An 18,040-nucleotide genomic window follows, 5' to 3' on the forward strand; every position below is an offset into this window, starting at 1 on the left:
GATCACTCGACGAGCGAGGAGGGCAGGCCGGGGGTTTCGTCCTGGAATCCATCGAGCGCCGGGCCCGGATCGCCCGGCGCCGCCGCGCCTCGCTGGACGACGTGCCGCGTCAGCACCTGCTTCGTCCGCAGGACGCCTGACACGGAGCGGATGAAGCTCCGGTGATCGGCGCCGAAGTCGATCCGGGGCACGGAGAACGGCGCGTCCGGGGAGCTCTGGAACCCCTCGGCGGTCGCGTAGTCGCAAGGCGAATTGGTCACGGCGCCGAGAAAGCCGAGCCGGCGCAGGGTGGCGCTCTCGCGAGGGCCGAAGTCCCTCCCCACATGCCCGTTCGGATAACAGAAGATGGGGACCGGGCGCCTGGCCTCGGCGCACAGGCGCGCCCAGGACACGAGGATCTCGTGCTTCGACTGCGCGTCGCTCGTCCTGGAGAGCACCGGATGGGTGACCGTGTGCGGACCGAACGTGATGCCGCGCGCCTCGCACGCGCGGACGTCATGCCACGACATGGGCGCGTAACGCGCGGGCGGACGCGCCGGGAGCTCGACCTCGGCGGCGGCGGCGAGCCACTCGATCGCGCGGAGCTTCTCGGCGTCGGGGACGCGCTTGCACTGCTCCATGAAGCGCCGCGCGAGCTGCGCCCGCGGGGTGCCGTCGTCCAGGCGGACGACGTGGCGCAGGCCCGCCATCATCACGCTGAGCTCGCGGCGCCGCGTCGTCTCGAACACGTACTCCACGCGGTGCCACCAGCACCACACCTCGCCGTCCAGATAGCCGGTCACGACGAAGAGGGTGGCCGGGCAATCGAACTCCGCGAAGAGCGGCGCGGCGACCGTCGCCTGGTCGCTCGTGCCGTCATCCATCGTGAAGGCGACGGCCCGGTCGATGGGCGGCGCCTCGCCCGCGAGGCTCCGGAAGACCCGCTCGAGCGACACGATCGGATACCGCTCGCTCCTCAGAAACTGCAGCGCGCGCCGGAGATCGCGCGGATCGAGGCCCGCGATGCCGCGGTCCGGGTCCGCGAGCCGATGCAGCACGATGATGGTCACGTGGCCGCGCATCATCCGCGTGAATGGCCGAGTCGCCCACGGCACGGCCAGCAGATCCGAGAGCCATTTCACCACGTTCGACATGAGTCCTCCCCCCTTCGAGAGCCTTTGGCAGCAGCAGAGATCGGTGACGGCAGCGCTCCGGCGGCCGCTCAGCTCGGGAGCGCCGCTGGCGAGCGCGGCGACGGGTGATCTCCGTGAGGCCGGCCGTCGCCGCGGTCCGGAGCGGCGGTGATCTCGCGCGGCTTCCGGTCCGCGCCCCAGATCCAGGCGAGCACGGTGCTCGGGCGGACGGCCGCGACGCGCGGCGGCTGCCGCACGAGCAGCAGCGCGTACAGGTCCATGTAGCGCTCGGCCATCCTGGCGGCGGAGTAGCGCCGGAGCGCGATCGTCCGGCCGCACCGGCCCATCTGGGCGGTGAGCCCGGGATCGGCCTGGAGCTCCGAGAGCCTCGCGGCGAGCGGCGCGACCTCGCCGGAGGGCACGAGGAAGCCCGTCTCGCCGTCCACGAGGGCGGTGGCCACGCCGCCCACGTCGGTCGCGACGGCCGGGAGCGCCGCGGCCATCGCCTCGAGGAGCGCGAGCGGCAGGCCCTCGGACAGGGAGGGCAGCGCGAACACGTCGAGCGCGGCGAGGAGCGCTGGCACGTCGTGGCGCTCGCCGGCGAACAGCACGCGATCGGACATGCCGAGCTCGCGCGCGAGGGCGGCGAGCCGCCCGCGCTCGGGTCCGTCGCCGACGATCAGGAGCCGCCCGCTCCAGGGCAGCGACCTCGCGGCGGCGCGCACGAGCAGCGCCTGGTTCTTCACGGGAGAGAGGCGCCCCACGCTCCCGACGACCCAGGCGTCCTGCGGGATCGCGAGCTCGGCCCTGACCCGGGCCCGCGCCGCCGGATCGGGCGCGAACCGCGACAGGTCGATGCCGTTCGCCACGACGTGCAGCTTCGGCGGGTCGACCTCGCGCCGGCCGAGGACGACCGCGGCGGTCGGCTGCGACACCGCGACATGGGCATCGACGAACGCCGACGCGGCGCTGCGCAGCCACCGCCGTCCTTGCATGTCCTGGGACACTCCGTGCCTCGTGTGGATGACCGGGACCCGGTGCAGCCACCCTGCGGGCGCCGCGTAGATGAGCGACAGGTGGTTGTGCGAGTGGACGAGCATGACGCCCCTCGTCGCGAACAGCGCGGCGAGGCGGGCGGTGAGCGTCCTGTCGAACCCGGGGCATTTCGGCACGAGGTGCACCTCGACCCCGCGCCGCCGGAGCTGCTCCGCGCGCGGGCCGTCCGGATCCTCGGCGATCGCGACCGCCAGCACGTCATGCCCCGCGGCGCGCTGGGACGCCGCGAGATCGACGACCACCTGCTCGGCGCCGCCGGTCTGGAAGCTGCTCACCACGTGCACGATGGCGAGCCGCCGAGGAGCCCGCGAATCCTTGCGACCGCGGTCCTCGGCACCGCAAACAGCCTGTGTCTCCATACCCCTCTCCCCCATCGAGTGGACTGCCGTTCATTCGACTCGCCTGCTCGTCCAGCGCCGGCCCTGCCTGGCTGTCCTCCTGGCCCACCGCGCCCGGCCCCTCCTGCACGGCAAACACCGTCCAGGGCATCGCCGGAGCGGACCTGGGATGGCCGGCGCCTCGATCCGACGGATCGACACGAGCGCTGCAACACGCCGCATGACTGCATGGCGGATGGCAGGGGCGCGACTCGGGTCCACTATACGGCGGATTCGAGAGCTGACAAGCGACTCAAGCAACAAACGGCAAAACCGAAGCACATGGCTGCACAACCCAGATAAGGAGTTGGTCCGCAGCGCCGAACAGAGGTGTTCCGTCCCAGTCTTCGACTGGCGTCCTCGAGAGCGGCGCCTCGCCGGGCGAGGAGCTCGTCGAGGGCGCGCCGGCGGCCGGACGTCGCCCGCAAAGCGGTTCGTTTTCGGCCAGTTACAAGAATCGTCCCCGGCCGGTCGCGAAAGGTGAGCCGCGTCCGGATCGCGCGAGCACTGTGGAGGGCGAGCGGCGGCCCGGGCGGGGGGCTGTCCTGCGAGGGAGCGTGGGTGGCGGCCGTTCGCCCAGCGGGGGCGCCGGGCGGCGACTTCGGATCCTCATCTCTTCACGTCTTCACGGAATGAAGGAGTTCGCGATGGACATTGCCGGACCGAGGACACCTCGATGAAGATCAGGAGCGGTGCTCCGGCGCGCGCCGGCGGGGCGGCGTCGGCCGCGAACGGCGTCAGCGGCTGCGCGGCGCCTGGCGAAGGTGATCGAGCAGCTGGGCCTCGTCGCTGCCGATCATCCGGTCGATGCCGTCCTCCCGGACATGGCGTTGAACCTGCAGCGCGCCCGCGGTCGTCCGTACGAGGATGGCGACGCGCCGGAAGCCGCTCAACAAGGCTGGCCGCAGCCGCTGCATCGCCGTCTCGAACTGCGGTTCATTCCGCCCCACCGCCGCGCGCAGATCGACGAGCAGGCACAGCCCGTTGCGGCCCACCCGGTCCAGCGCGCGGCTCACCTCCATCCACCGCTCCTCGAGCTGCGCCGGGGACTCCAGCGGCGTCGCGCTCCGCACGACCCGCACGAGCTGTGCCGCCGGGTCGATCGTCACGGTGTAGTGAGCATTGCGCAGGATCTCGAGCATGGTCCACGCTCATTCTATCATGAGAGCCGCCCTGGCGAGCCGGTCGTCTTAAGCTGCTGAGTTCGCCGCTCCTACCAGGCGGTCTCTTTTTTGTCCGAGTCTGCAACGACGGGCGAAGACATCGTCGAGAGCGCGTGTGAGTCGGCGTGGTTGCTGGTCCGCAATGTGGCTCGTATTCCGCCAGCTACGAAAGGTGAGCCGTCGGCAGATCGCGCGAGCACTGTGGAGGGCACGCGGCCGCCCGGACGGTGGGCTGGTCTGTAGGCGGTATAGATGTCACCGTTCGCCCTTATGTAAGGAGAGTGGTATGCGCGCTTTCTCATCGCACGTGGTCCTCTTCGGTCTCTTCGCGCTCTCCATCGCGGGATGCGGCGGCGGCGGCACAGTAGAGGTGGGGGTCACCGCACAGCCGCTCCAGGTCCCCCTTGCGCCCCCGGCGGGCGGGGATGTGGCCATAGAGGCGCGTCTCGCGGTCACGATCACCGAGGTGAGCGTCCACATCGCGGGGGACGAAGGTTCGCCCGGGGGTGACGGCGATTCGGCCGATCGAGAGGACGCAGGCGAAAAAGGCTGGACGACGCTCTTCAGCGGCGAGGTCAAGGTGGACCTCCTGGACGCGATGTCGACCGAGGAGTTCCTCGGCTCGAACGAGGTCCCCGCGGGCAAGATCACGCAGGTGCGGCTCGTGCTCGCCGGCGCCGAGCTGGTCGACGCGGCCGGCACGAGCCCGGTATCCTGTCCTTCCTGCTCGCAGTCGGGGCTCAAGATCGTGACCGAAGGCGCGGTCGAGGTGAGCCCCGGCGGTACGCTGCACCTCACGCTCGACGTCGATCAGGCCAGCTCGTTGACGCAGGACGAGAGCGGCTATCGCCTCGATCCCGTCATCAAGATCGCCCAGGCGGAAGAGCGCTGAGCCGCGCCGGCGGCGGCGCCGCACAGCGGCTTCAAATCATCATCTGTTCACGGAACCGGGGGGGACACCTGGATGAGAATTATCGAACGGAGGACACCTCGATGAAGATCGCCGATTACGCCCGTCTGGCTGCGCAGGTCGTCGCTGTCGCTCTCCCGCTCGTCGCGCTGGGCTGCGGGCCTGACCCGGAGAAGGTCGGCGATGAATGTGCTCCGGACGATGGGTGCCCGAACGGCCTCGTGTGCGCCGAGGGAGGCGAAGACCACATCTGCTACGCGCCGCCCGGCGCCGGCTGCGAGGCGGGCGGCACCGACTATTGCCTCGGCGACGCCGTCTGTGGGGAGGACAGCACGTGCCGAGTCCCGCTCGGCGGCCCCTGCGCCGGGGACGCAAAGGACTTCTGCGCGGAAGGCACGGCGTGCGGCGCGGACGGCACCTGCCAGATCCCGCCCGGCGGCGAGTGCGATCCGGCGGGCCCCGACCATTGCCTCGATGACGCGGTCTGCGGCACGACGCGGGACGGCAAGGGACTCTGTGGCATCGCCGAAGGCGGCGAGTGCGACCCGGAGGCCCCTCTGTGCGCCGGCGGGCTCACCTGCGCCGAGCTGGTCGCGGGCGGCCATGCGTGCTACCCGCCCGTGCTGGCGAAGGGGAACGTCTTCGACTCGGAGAGCACCTCGGGCATCGAGGGCGCGCTCGTGCTCGCCTTCGACGATCAGGCGACCGCGATCACGGACGTGACGACCACCGACGCCGCAGGCACTTACGTGCTCGAGGTGCCGGTGCCTCGCACGGAGAACGGCGCGCCGATCGAGGACGTCCTCTTCACGTTGCGGGCGAGCGCGCAGGACTATCAGCCCTTCCCCGGTGGGCTCCGCACCGCGCTGCCGATCGCCTCGAGCGAGGCGACGTCGGGCGACGACGGGTGGGGTATCGAGACCGCGCTGACGGACATCGCGCTGATCGCGCTCCCCGAGGACCAGCGGGGGCTGCCGAGCATCTCGGGCTCGGTGCTCGCGGACAAGCATTCCGGCGGCGTGCTCGTCGTGGCCGAGGACGGCAGCGGAAAGGGGTTCAGCGCGGTGACCGATCGCGGCGGCGCCTATACCATCTTCAACGTGCCGGGCGGCAGCTACGCCGTGAGCGGCTACGCGGCGGACCTCGCGCTCGATCCGGCGACCGCGGAGGTGGGCGACGCGGCGCTGACGGGCGTGGATCTGACGCGCTCGGAGGCCGTCCTCGGCACCCTGTCTGGCACGATCAACATCGTCAATGCGCCCGGCGGCTCGACCACCAGCGTGGTGCTCGTGGTGGCGTCCACCTTCAACGACACCTTCGTGCGAGGAGAGGTGCCGCGAGGGCTGCGCACGCCGCTCAGCGGGCCGCCCGACGTGAGCGGCGAGTTCAGCATCTCCGGCGTCCCGGCAGGCGAATACGTCGTGCTGGCCGCGTTCGAGAACGACGCCCTCGTCCGCGATCCCGATCCGAACATCGCCGGCACGCAGCTCGTCATGGTGGAGATGCCCAGCCCCGGCGAGGACATCTCGCTGCCGACCTCGTTCAAGATCACCGAATCGCTGCCGGTGATCGGCCCAGGCGCGACGGATCCCGAGCCGGTGACGGGGGCGCCCACGCTCCGGTGGGGAGATGACTCCAGCGAGGACTTCTATACCGTAGTCGTCTACGACGCCTACGGCGAGCTCGTGTGGTGCCTCTCGGACGACGAGACGTGTGCGGGACCGAGCATCCCGGGATCGAGCGGCGGAGAGGAGGTCTCGGTCGAGTACGGCGGCCCCCTCGATCCGGGCATGTACTATCAGTTCCGCGTGACCGCCTGGCGCTCCCCGGGCGGCGAGCCAGGCCCCATCTCGGCGACCGAGGATCTGCGGGGCGTATTCTACGTCGCAGGCCAGTAGCGTCACCCGCTCGGCCGACGGCGAGGCCGCTCGTCACGAGCGGTGTCGTCTCGGCCGAGCCGGAGCCCCGCCGCGCATGGGCAAACCCTGGACGGCAGACCCACGGTACGCATCGAGCAGCGGAGTCAGCGGTGCGACAACCACTCGTCCCGTCCTTGGCGGAAGGACTGAACTGCTTCGGGCGCTCGCCTCGCCGTGGACGCCCATCGACCGATCGGATTACGCTCCGCAGGTGCCGAGCCGCAGCAAGGATGACGATGAGGCGCGCTCCCCGGCAGGGAGCGCTACCGGCGGGGGCAGCGGGGCCGATGACGGCGCGCAAGCCCGGTCGTGTCGCCTCGACGATCGACGCGAGCAGCGCCCGCTCGCCCCTGGACCAGCGAAAGGCGCCTTCGGGGGGCGTGCGCGCGGCCGGCGCGCCGCGGGGGTCGCCCGCGTGCGCCCGACGCGCGGCGGACGGCTTGCGGTGGCCTGTCCTTCGTCTTAGCAACACCTGCCGAGCGCATGCAGCACGCACAGCCGACCTTGCTTGATCTCCGGGACCTCATGACGGTCGGTTCGGTGTCCGAGATGCTCGGCGTATCCGCCTGGCCCCTGCACCGCTGGGACCGGGTGGAGCGTGCGTGCTCATGAGCCCGCCGCCTCACGACAGCACCGCCGCGCTCTCGCCGGAGGCGGTCCGCTTGGAGGACGTGCTGGCCACCGAGGAGCTCGTCCGCCGCCGGTCCCGGCTGCCCGACCACGCGGCCGAGAACCGGGCCCTGCTCGCCCTTGCCGAGGCCATGGCCGGGCCCCTGGAGAACGTCCTCCCGGCGCTCGTGTCGCTCCTCCTCGAGCTGTGCCGGGCCGACTCGACGGGCGTCAGCGTGCTCGAGGAGGAGAAGGACGGCCGGGCGGTGTTCCGGTGGGTTGCCGTCGCCGGGGCGTTTGCGCCCAACCTCGGCGGTACGATGCCCCGGTACGAGAGCCCGTGCGGCCTCGTCCTCGACCGCGATGCGACGCTCCTCTTCTCGCACCCTGCCCGTCATTTCGTGGCGGGTGCCGCCGTGGAGCCTCCGGTCGTCGAGGCGCTGACCGTCCCTTTCCATGCGGGCGACACGCCGATCGGCACGGTCTGGGTCCTCGCTCATGGCGAGGAGCGGAAGTTCGATGCCGAGGACGCCCGGCTTCTTTCCAGCCTGTCGCGGTTCGCCGCCACGGCCGTGCATGCCCTTGCCCAGGCGCGGGATGCCCGGCGGGCCGCCGAGGCGCTGCGGGAGAGCGAGGGCCGGCATCGGTTCCTGGCCGGGCTGGCCGCTGCCACCCAGCCGCTCGCCGACCCCGGCGACGTCATGGCGGTGACGGCGCGCCGGCTCGCCGAGCACCTCGGCGTGGACCGGTGCGCCTACGCGGAGGTCGAGGACGAGCGTGTCTTCGTCATCACGGGCGATTACACGGCGGGGGTCCGGAGCATCGTCGGCCGGTGGCCGGTCGCCGATTTCGGCCCCGAGGTGCTGCGGCTCATGCTGGCGAACGAGCCGTATGTCATCGACGACGTCGACGTCGATCCGCGGGCCGGCGACAATCTCACGGCGTACCGGACGACGCAGATCCAGGCGGTCATCTGCGTCCCCTTGCACAAGTCCGGCCGGTTCACCGCCGCGATGGCGGTCCATCAGAGGGTGCCGCGCCGCTGGAGCGCCGCTGAGGTCGGGCTCGTGCGGCTCGTGGTGGGCCGTTGCTGGGAGGCCATCGAGCGGGCGCGGGCGGCGCGGGGCGTGCGGGAGCGGGACGAGCGGCTCGACTATGCGGTCCGGCTATCGGGCCTCGGGTTCTGGTACTGCGATCTGCCGTTCGACGACCTGATCTGGGACGACCGGGTGAAGGAGCACTTCTGGCTGCCGCGGGATGCCCGGGTGAACATCCGCACGTTCTACGAGCGCCTGCACCCGGGCGACCGGGAGCTGACCCGGCGGGCCATCGAGGCGTCGATCCGCGAGCGGATCCCGTACGACGTGGACTACCGGACGGTCGATCCTGCCACGGGGGCGATCAAGTGGGTCCGGGCGCTGGGCGGGACGGCCTATGCGCCGGACGGCGCTCCGCGGCGGTTCGACGGGGTGACGGTCGACGTCACCGCCCGCAAGCTCGATGAGGAGCGGGTCGCGCGGCTCCTCGAGCGGGAACGGGAGCAAGGCCGGCTCCTCAAGCAGGTGGCGGACGCCGCGCTCACCATCCATGCGTGCGGGTCGCTGGGCAGCGTGCTGGAGGGGATCACGGAGGAGGCGCGGCGGATCATCGGGGCGCACCTGGCGATGACCCGGGTGACCGCCGGGGACGACGGGTCACAGGCGGTCAACACCGTGTCGGTGTCCGGGAAGTACGATGGCTGGCGACTCTCCTGGGTTCCGTCCACAGAGAATTACGTCCACGCGGTGGTTTGCCATACCAACCGCCCCGTGCGGCTCACCCAGGTTGAGCTGGAGGCACCCCCGGCGTGGCTCACCCAGGTTGAGCTGGGGACGCCGCCGCCGCACCCCAACCAGGTTGAGCTGGGGGAGGCACCCCCGGCGTGGCTCACCCAGGTTGAGCTGGGGACGCCGCCGCACCCCAACCAGGTTGAGCTGGGGGAGGCACCCCCGGCGTGGCTCACCCAGGTTGAGCTGGGGACGCCGCCGCACCCCAACCAGGTTGAGCTGGGGGCGGCGCCCCCCACCCAGGTTGAGCCGGCAGCGTCCCCCACCCAGGTTGAGCCCCCGGCGCCCCTGGCCTGGCGGAGCCTCCGCGCCGAGGCCGACAGGCCTCCGCCGATGCGGGGCTGGCTGGTCGTGCCGTTCATCGGCCGGCGCGGGGAGAACCTCGGCCTCATCCATCTCTCCGACAAGCACGACGGCGAGTTCACCGAGAGCGACGAGGCGATCCTCGTCCAGCTCGCGCACATCGCGTCCGTCGCGATCGAGAACGCCCGGCTCTACGACCAGCTCCGCGACCAGGACCGGCGCAAGGACGAGTTCCTGGCCACGCTCGCCCACGAGCTGCGGAACCCGCTCGCTCCCATCCGCATGGGCCTGGAGATCCTCGAGGTCGCCGGCAACGCTGACCAGGCCCGGAAGATCCTGGACATGATGGACCGCCAGGTCGGCCACATGGTCCGGATGGTCGACGACCTGCTCGACGTCTCCCGGATCACCCGCGGCAAGGTCGAGCTGCGGAAGGAGCGCGTCGACCTCCGGGCGGTCCTGCACAGCGCCCTGGAGACGAGCCGTCCGTTGATCGAGGCGGCCGCGCACGAGCTCGCGGTCCGGCTCCCGCCGGCCCCTCTCCTGCTGGATGCCGACCCGACCCGGCTGGCCCAGGTGTTCGCGAACCTCCTCAACAATGCGGCCAAGTACACCCCCGCCGGCGGCGGCATCCGGCTCGCCGCCCAGCGGGACGGCGCCGCCGTGGTCGTCCGGGTCGCGGACAACGGGGTTGGGATCCCGGCCGACATGCTGTCGAAGGTCTTCGACATGTTCACCCAGGTTGGCCGCTCGATCGACCGGGCCCAGGGCGGCCTCGGGATCGGGCTCACCCTCGTCAAGCGCCTGGTCGAGCTGCACGGCGGCACGATCCACGCCGAGAGCGAGGGCGCCGGCCGCGGCTCCACGTTCACCGTCCGCCTCCCCCTCGCCGCCGCCGCCGAGGTCGCGTCGAGGCCATCGTCCGCCGGGCCTGCGAAGGGCGCCCCCTTGGCCACCCTCCGCGTCCTCGTCGTGGACGACAGCGTCGACGGCGCCGAGAGCCTGGCCCTGCTCCTCCGGATATCGGGGCATGAGACCCGTGCGGTTCACACCGGCCCCGAGGCGCTGACCGCGACCCGGGAGCTCGGCGCCGACATCGTGTTCCTGGACATCGGCCTGCCGGGCATGAACGGCTACGACGTGGCCCGGCGGCTCCGGGCGGAGCCCGACCTGGCCGGGCTTTTTCTCGTGGCGCTCACCGGGTGGGGGACGGAGGAGGACCGGCGGCAGGCCCGGGAAGCGGGGTTCGACCACCACCTGACGAAGCCGGTGGACGCGGCCGAGGTGAAGCGGCTCGTCGCGCGCGTCGCCGCAGCCCGCCGGCCGGGCGGCTGACGGCGGGTGCGCGGCGCGCGGCGCGCGGCGCACGGTCGACGCTCACTCGACGACGATCGCGACGGAGGCCGGCAGCGAGCCGACCTGGACGGTGACCACGCCCTCCTCGTACGAGAAGGGCACCGCGCGATCCTCCTCGAAATCGATCGACGCGACCGTCACCTCCGTCGGGCTCGCGTCCAGGGGGAAGCTCGCCGTCAACCCCTCTTGCTCCACCACGCCTTCGCTGTAAACGTGGTTGATCACGTGGAGCACCGTGCGGCCGTCCGGGAGCTGCGCGAGGTTGTGGCTCGTCTTCTTCTCGTCCGCGCAGGCCTCGGGGTCCTCGGCGGACGCGCACGCCTCGAAGGAGAGGGTCACCTCTCCTGTCAGGTCGGTCGCCCCGTGGACCAGGTCCGCGTGAGATCGGTAGAAGTCGCGGAAGCGCGCGAAGAACTCCATCATCTCGAGCGCGGTCGCCGTGTTCTCGTCCGTCGTCGTGTGCAGCGGCAGGGCGAAGTACAGGCCGTTCGCGTAGACCTCCGCGGCGAAGACACGGAAGTAGTCCTTCCGCTCCTCCAGCGGGAGCGCGTAGTAGCGGTTCATCATGTCGTTGGGCCAGTCCAGGAACAGCATCAGCGGGACTTCCTTGCCGCCGACGAGCTCCTGAACGCGCTTCGAGCGCGCCTTGAGCCCGCGCAGGGCGGTCTGGAACGACACGGTCCCGTCCAGGTGTCCATCCACGATGGGCACCCAGTCCATGCCGCGCGGACCGTCGCCGTCGATGTTCCAGTCGTACAGGCCCACGCTCTGCATGTCGACGAACGGGATGATGCCGTTCGAGGTGATGAAGATCTCGCGGCCGTGCTGCTCGCGCGCGTAGCGGCGGAGCTCGAGCACGACCTCCTGCCAGTAGACGAGCGCCGGATAGACCTCGATGAAGGTCCCGACCTGCGGATCTGGCCGGTTCCCGACGGTCCAGCCCCACTCCTCGAGGAGCAGCTTGTTCCCGCTGTCGAACGGCTTCACCGTGGCGTTCATGCGCTGGAGGTAACCGCGGAAGTCGAAGCTCCTCCCGGCGGTCTCGGGCGCTCCTCCGCAGTCGAGCCCGTCCTCCGGCAGGAGATCGAGCTCCTGCTGCCAGCCGTCCGGGCGGCCGCCGTGCTTGCGACAGAGATAGTTTCCGAAGTCCGCGACATGGTGATCGTCGAACCCCTCGTTGCCATCGTACTGCGCGCCCCCGTAGCCGCCGTTGATCTCGTCGAACGTCAGCCCGTCCACGCCGAGATCGATCTGGAGCTTGCCGATCTCGATGAGGCGCGCGCGGTAGCTCGGGGACGCCATGCTCGACCGGTGGGCGCCTGGCACGATCTGGTCGTGGGCGACGAGCTCGCCCGCGGCGTTGCGCGTGGTCTGCTCCAGGAACTGCTCCTCGCTGTCGACCTCGTCTTCGAAGATGACGGATGCGGTGCTGCCGGCGACGAAGCGGATGTCGCGCTCGCGGCAGCTCGCCGGATACGCGGCGTCGTAATCGTCGGCCGCGATCCCGGTATCGCGCCAGCGCTGCCACGCTCTCGGCACCATGTCCGGGGCGAGCTCGAGCACCTGCGGATCCTCCTCATGCACCTCCACCTGGCTGAAGGCGAACACCGTCAGCTCGGACGTGTCGAACGTGCCGAATGCCTCGGGGTGGATCTCGGGCAGGACCGGCGCGATATCGCCGCCACCGCCCTCGCCTCCCGCGCCCCCCTCGCCTCCCGCGCCCCCCGTGCCGGTCGTCGTGGTGGTGCCGCCGGCGCCCGCCTCGCCGCCCGCGCTCCCGCTGGAGGCCGCCATGCCGCCGGTTCCACCCCCGGCACCGGCGCCGCCGGGGCTCGGGTCCGAGCTGCACGCGCTCCCGGCCAGGGCGCCGGCGAGGATCCCGCACGACAGCAGCCGGGGAAAGCCCGATCTCCCGATGCGGGCCGCGCGCCGCTGCGACCTGCTCGCCGGAGCCTCTCGACGCCCGGCGCCGCCCGCAATTTCGTCTTCGCAAAGAGTTGCCATGCGCACAGCAGACGTGCACGCCATTCGCCCTGTCAAGGCCGCGTTTCCCCACCGCACGAAGTTGACATGACGAGTCGACCGGGGCGATCCGCCGAAAATTCCAGCCCTGCCCGCACGCGCCTCATGGTTGACTTGCCGGATGCACCGCTCTCGCTCGGCGCTGCGCTCTCCTCTTTACTCACGGACCTGCATTCTCGACTTGCTCTCGATGGAGACGACCATGCCTATTCGACCCTCATTGTCGCACACCATTCTCCTTGGCCTGCTCGCTGCCGCCTGCGGATCGAGTGACGCCGCCCCGGGGGGCCCCGGCGGCGCTGGCGGCGCTGGCGGCGCTGGCGGCGCTGGCGGCGCTGGCGGCTCCGGCGGCTCCGGCGGCGGCGAGTCGGCTTCCCTGCTCATCGAGACGGACCGAGGTCCGGTGGAGGGCGAGGTCGTCGGCGCGACGCGCACCTTCCTCGGCGTCCCGTACGCCGCGCCGCCGGTCGGGGAGCTGCGCTGGCGCTCGCCCGCGCCGCACGAGCCGTGGACCGAGCCGCGGAGTGCGGTGGAGGTGGGCGTCCCCTGCGCGCAGATGGGCCTGCTCACGCCGGGCTTCGACGCGAGCTCGGGAGAGGACTGCCTCACCGTGAACGTCTGGACGCCCGAGCGCCCGGCGTCCTCGTCCTTGCCTGTCCTCGTGTGGATTCACGGCGGCGGCTTCGAGCTCGGGAGCGGCGCAGACGCGGACTACGACGGCCGGCTCCTCTCCGAGACGACCGGCGCGGTGGTGGTCACCCTCAACTACCGCCTCGGCCCGCTCGGGTTCCTCGCCCTCCCGGAGCTCAAGTCGGAGGATCCCGATCACCCCTCGACGGGCGCGTACGGCCTGGAGGACCAGCGCGCCGCGCTCGAGTGGGTCAAGGCCAACATCGGCGCGTTCGGCGGCGATCCGGGCAAGGTCACCCTGTTCGGCGAGTCGGCGGGCGGCATCAGCGTCTGCATGCACCTGGTGTCGCCGGCGAGCAAAGGCCTGTTCCATCGCGCGATCATCGAGAGCGGGCCGTGCGACAGCGCCACCGACGAGGCGACGGCCACCGCGCAGGGCCAGCAGCTCGTCGAGGCGCTGGGCTGCACCGACGCGCCTTCCGTCCTCGAGTGCCTGCGCGGCAAGTCGGCCGAGGAGGTCATGAGCGCGCTGGCGGCCGGCGAAAGGTTCCTCGTGGGCGAGGGCCCGACCTGGTTCCCGGTCATCGACGGCTGGAACCTCCCCGACACGCCTGGCAAGCTCCTCGAGGCCGGCAGCTTCGAGAAGGTGCCGACGATCCTCGGCAGCAACGCCGACGAGGGCTCGCTCTTCGTCGCGCTCTGGGGCGAAACCGCGACGGTCGCCGACGACGCCGAGTTCGCGGCGTTCGCCGAGACGTTCGCCCCCGGCCACGGCGAAGCGGTGGTGGCGCTCTACCCCAGCGAGACCTACGGCTCGGCGCAGGCGGCGGCGACGGCGGCGCTGGGCGACGCGATGTTCGTGTGCCCGACGCGGCGCGCGGCGCGCGCGATCGCGAGCGCCGGCGTGGCGACGTATCTTTACCATTTCACCCATGCGCCGCAGGGCTCGCTGCTCGGCGATCTCGGCTCCTTCCATTCGGCCGAGATCAGGTACGTGTTCGGCAACCCGGGGCAGCTCGTGCCAGAGCCGCTGACCGAGGGCGAGCTCGGGATGTCGCAGGCGATCATGGGGTACTGGTCGCGCCACGCGGAGAGCGGGGACCCGAACGGCGGAAACGCCGTCGAATGGCCGAACTACGATGCGGAGACGGACGAGAACATCGTCCTCGCCATGACCCTCTCTCAGCAGGCCGGGCTGAAGAAGGACCTTTGCGACGCGTGGGACGCCTTCGCCACGGCGGCTCCCTGAGAAGGGTCTGATCCCGGGCAGGGCCATGGTGTCCTGCCGCCGTGCGGCCGCGCTCGCGCTCCAACACGACTGCGGAAAGTTGCCCTGCATCAGCAGAAAAACCGCCATGGCGCCAAGGCCGCCAATGACGAGAGGGGCCGTCCCGCCATCCCCCCTATTTCCCTGATTTCTTGGCGCCCTTGGCGTCATGGGAGCTCGCTTCCCAGCCCGACTTCCCGCAGTCGAGCTAAGTACCGGTAGACATTGTGCTATCCTCGTCTCCGTGCTCTCCTCGTACGACCTCGCCGCCATCATGGCCCGCCTCGAAGGGCGCGAGGCCGGGCTCGACGTGGTCACGCAGGAGCGTCAGGCCGCGGTCGCCGCGATCCTGCAAGCGCCGGCGGGGCCTCCGGGAGCGGCGCTCGAGCGTGCGGGGAGCCGGGAGCCCGGGGAGGCCGAGCTCCTCCTGATCCGCCGGGCCGAGCACCCGGCCGATCCGTGGTCGGGGCACATGGCGCTCCCGGGCGGGCGGCGCGAGCCGTCGGACGAGAGCCTGCTCGCCACCGCGATCCGCGAGACGCGCGAGGAGGTGGGGATCGACCTCGCGGCGCACGGCACCCTGCTCGCGCGCCTGCCCGACATCCCCGCGGTCGCGCGCGGGCGGCGCGTCGGGATGATCATCGCCCCGTTCGTCTTCGCGCTGCGCTCCACGCCGGATCTCGCCCTGAGCAACGAGGTGGCCGAGGCGCTCTGGACGCCGCTCGGCCCGCTCGCGCGCGGCGAGCGCGCCTCGAGCTATGCGTACACGCACGAGGGGAACGTCCACCAGCTCCCGTGCCTGCGCGTGGACGAGCGGGTCGTCTGGGGGCTGACCTACCTCATGCTGGAGCAGCTCTTCGACGTGCTCCACCGGTGAGCCGCCGGCCCGGGCGCTCGAGCCGGCCCATCGCCGGCGCGGGCCGGCTCGGACGTGGCGCGCCGCTGGCCGATCTCCGGTTCACCGAGTCATCGGCTCCACGCTCGCCCCTCCCCTTGGGGCGTGAGCGCTCCCCTCAGAACCCGCCCTCGATCGCGATCCCCGGCTGCGTGATGGGCCCGATCGTCTGCGGCGTGCACCCGCTGTCGTCGCAGCTCACGTCGAACACCTCCTTCGCGAGGGTCGCGTTCTGCACGTCGAGCACGAGGCCGAGGTAGCTCCGCGCGCTCAGGGCCCAGCGCTTCGACAGGCGCGCGTCGAGCCGGTAGAACGGATGGATGCGATCCGGGTGCTCGCGCGGCGGGCGGCCCGGCGCGGCCTCGTCGGCGGGGAAGCCGGTGTAGAAGACGTGGCGGATCCCGGCGCGCCAGCCCTTGCCGAGGTCGTAGAGCAGCGCGACGTGCGCGACGTGCGTCCGGTCGTAGGCGGAAGGGATCGTCACCTTGCCGCGCGTGCGCGTGGAGCGCGACAGCGTGTACGACGCCAGGAAGAACATGTTGCGCCGCAGCGCCCCGCGCGCGCCGAGCTCCAGGCCGTAGGTGTCGCCGAGGCTCCGCGTCAGGAAGCGCTCCGTGCTGAGGTTCGTGCCGCGCCCGGTGCCGATCGGATCGCTCAGGCCGAAGATCACCTGTCGAAATACCGTGGTATTGAAATTGACCGGACCCACGTTGACCTCGACGCCGAAGCTCGACTGCAGGCTGCGCTGGAGGCCCCCCGGGATGCCGCCGATCTGGAGCGCCGGCAGCGGGGCGAGGCCTGGCAGCTGCGAGGCGACGCCGAAGGCGGGGATGAGCCGCACGTGCTCGCCGATGCCGAAGCGGCCGACGATCCTCGGGTCCACGGCGACGGCGCTCCGGCCGAGCGAGGTGTAGTGGTCCACGCGCACGCCGGGCGTGACGGTCGAGCGCTCGTCGAGCACGAGCAGCGCGTCGGCCCACGCACCCAGCGCGAGATCGAGCCGGCTGCGGAAGAGCTCGGGGAAGCTCTCGTCGAGCTGGTCGATGCCCTCGGCGGGCTCGTCGTCCGCGCCCTCGGCGGGCTCGTCGTCGGGCGGCGGGCTGGGGCGCGGGGTCACCTTGTAGCGGTCGACCGCGGCGTCGACCCCGGCCCGCAGGAGCGCGCGCCCCCCGAGGATGGGCCGGGCCAGGCTGAGCCGCGCGTTGAGCTTCCAGGCCTGCGCGCTCTCCACGCCGACCCCGCGCGACTGGTCGAGCCCGAGGGTGACCGCCGCCCGGACGCGCGCGCCGGAGGCGTCGTCGCGGTCGTACCGCAGGTCCAGGCGGTGGAAGTCGCTGTCGAGCAGGACGTTGGTCGCCTCGGCGCCGCCTTCCTCGTCGACGGTGGCGAGGTAGTCGTACGCGCCGAAGGCGAACACGGTGAAGCGCTCTTCCGGCCCGAGCCGGTAGGTCATCCGGCCCTGGTAGTCGGCGTAGCCCACGTCGACGCTCGGCACGAGCGCCGAGGTGAGCGCCGCGCCGGCGGCGTAGTGGCCTCCGACGAGGACGTGCGTGTCCCTGTCCATCGGCCCCTCGACGACGCCGCCGAGGTCGACGAACCGGATGCTCCCCTCCCCGCGCCAGACGTCGGACGGAGGCGCGCTCTCGGCCTCGATGGCCGCGCCGGCGAGCCGCCCGATGTCCGCGGGATACGGGCCGAGGTGCATCTCGACGCGCTGGACCATGGAGGCCGGGATGACGCTGGGGCCGGCGCCCACGTGGAAGAGGAGCGGGACCTGGATGCCGTTGAAGAAGTAGCCGATGTTCCCGGGGGGCGCGCCGCGGATGTAGTAGTATGGCATGCCGCTCGCGATGCCGGTCACGCCGGGCTGGATCTCGATGGCGCGGTAGGGGTCGCCGAGCGCGCCCGGCAGCTCGCGGATGTCGCGTCGCGAGAGCGAGATGGAGCCCGGCGGGGCGCGGCTCCCCTCGACGGTCACCTCGATCCCGGCGGGCGCCTCAGCCGGCGCGCCGGCTGCCTCGGCGGGCGCGTCAGCCGGCGCGGTGGCCGCAGGCCGCTCGACCGGGGGCGCGGTGGCCGCTGGCGGCTCGACCGGGGGCGCGGTGGCCGCTGGCGGCTCGACCGGGGGCGCGCCGGGGATCGCCGGGGCGGGCTGGGAGTGCGCCTCGCCGGCGTGGAAGCTGGCGGCGGCGGCGATCGCGAAGGCGAGGAGGGCGCTGGAGGATCTCACGCGGATGTCGTCGATACGCCGCCGGGGAGGTGGAAGATCCGCCTCCTGGCGCCCCGGAGTTAGCAAATCCAGCCGCTCGGCGAAAGCCAGGGAGGCACGGCGGGCGCTCCTTGCCGCCGGGGACATCGCCGTTGCGGGTGCCACGGCCGCCTCCGGCCCCTCGGTGCACGGAACGACGATCTGCCGTGCCCGCCCGCGGTCTCCTGGGGCGAGCCCTCCAGCGCGTCCTTGCCGGGACCCCGGCGCGCGATCGCCGTCGTGTGCAGCGCCGGCGATCGCATCGGCGAGGCGGCGCCCCTCCGCGCTCGCCCCGTGACAGGAGCACAAAAAACAGAGCGCCCATTCGACGGCGGGGGGGGATGCCG

At 71.8% G+C, this 18,040-nt stretch carries 10 protein-coding genes; 5 read left to right on the plus strand and 5 right to left on the minus strand.

Features of this window, described 5'->3' with window-relative positions; translation table 11 throughout:
- Positions 1 to 2 precede the first annotated feature (2 nt).
- The 3 genes from WMF36_RS24865 to WMF36_RS24875 form a co-directional block, all read right to left on the minus strand.
- Positions 3 to 1,133, minus strand: a complete 1,131-nt coding sequence (locus WMF36_RS24865; RefSeq protein WP_437573231.1) for a polysaccharide deacetylase family protein — start codon at positions 1,131 to 1,133, stop codon at positions 3 to 5.
- A 68-nt stretch (positions 1,134 to 1,201) separates the two neighbouring features.
- The gene (locus WMF36_RS24870) at positions 1,202 to 2,527 is read right to left on the minus strand and encodes a glycosyltransferase (RefSeq protein WP_437573232.1); all 1,326 of its coding nucleotides are present in this window, start codon (positions 2,525 to 2,527) and stop codon (positions 1,202 to 1,204) included.
- 755 nt (positions 2,528 to 3,282) lie between these two features.
- On the minus strand, positions 3,283 to 3,687 hold the full coding sequence (locus WMF36_RS24875; protein WP_437573233.1) for a hypothetical protein: 405 nt from the start codon (positions 3,685 to 3,687) through the stop codon (positions 3,283 to 3,285).
- Between the two features lie 307 nt (positions 3,688 to 3,994).
- On the opposite strand from WMF36_RS24875, the gene WMF36_RS24880 reads away from it, so the two are divergent.
- The 3 genes from WMF36_RS24880 to WMF36_RS24890 all read left to right on the plus strand — a co-directional run bounded on the left by WMF36_RS24880 (position 3,995) and on the right by WMF36_RS24890 (position 10,610).
- On the plus strand, positions 3,995 to 4,600 hold the full coding sequence (locus tag WMF36_RS24880; protein WP_437573234.1) for a DUF4382 domain-containing protein: 606 nt from the start codon (positions 3,995 to 3,997) through the stop codon (positions 4,598 to 4,600).
- A gap of 101 nt (positions 4,601 to 4,701) precedes the next feature.
- Complete coding sequence (locus WMF36_RS24885) at positions 4,702 to 6,516, plus strand: hypothetical protein (protein WP_437573235.1); 1,815 nt, start codon at positions 4,702 to 4,704, stop codon at positions 6,514 to 6,516.
- A gap of 629 nt (positions 6,517 to 7,145) precedes the next feature.
- Entirely contained in the window at positions 7,146 to 10,610 is a 3,465-nt protein-coding gene (locus WMF36_RS24890; RefSeq protein WP_437573236.1) for an ATP-binding protein, read from the plus strand.
- A gap of 42 nt (positions 10,611 to 10,652) precedes the next feature.
- Here WMF36_RS24890 and WMF36_RS24895 read toward each other — a convergent pair whose 3' ends face one another.
- The gene (locus WMF36_RS24895) at positions 10,653 to 12,425 is read right to left on the minus strand and encodes a hypothetical protein (RefSeq protein WP_437573237.1); all 1,773 of its coding nucleotides are present in this window, start codon (positions 12,423 to 12,425) and stop codon (positions 10,653 to 10,655) included.
- 430 nt (positions 12,426 to 12,855) lie between these two features.
- On the opposite strand from WMF36_RS24895, the gene WMF36_RS24900 reads away from it, so the two are divergent.
- Both WMF36_RS24900 and WMF36_RS24905 read left to right on the plus strand, forming a co-directional pair.
- Positions 12,856 to 14,532, plus strand: a complete 1,677-nt coding sequence (locus WMF36_RS24900) for a carboxylesterase/lipase family protein (protein ID WP_437573238.1) — start codon at positions 12,856 to 12,858, stop codon at positions 14,530 to 14,532.
- A gap of 262 nt (positions 14,533 to 14,794) precedes the next feature.
- Positions 14,795 to 15,427, plus strand: a complete 633-nt coding sequence (locus WMF36_RS24905) for an NUDIX hydrolase (RefSeq protein WP_437573239.1) — start codon at positions 14,795 to 14,797, stop codon at positions 15,425 to 15,427.
- Positions 15,428 to 15,563: 136 nt separating this feature from the next.
- On the opposite strand, the gene WMF36_RS24910 is transcribed toward WMF36_RS24905, so the two are convergent.
- The gene (locus WMF36_RS24910) at positions 15,564 to 17,675 is read right to left on the minus strand and encodes a TonB-dependent receptor plug domain-containing protein (RefSeq protein WP_437573240.1); all 2,112 of its coding nucleotides are present in this window, start codon (positions 17,673 to 17,675) and stop codon (positions 15,564 to 15,566) included.
- Between the last annotated feature and the right edge of the window lie 365 nt (positions 17,676 to 18,040).

It is taken from the genome of Sorangium sp. So ce887 (assembly GCF_051521455.1).
Classification (GTDB): domain Bacteria; phylum Myxococcota_A; class Polyangia; order Polyangiales; family Polyangiaceae; genus Sorangium.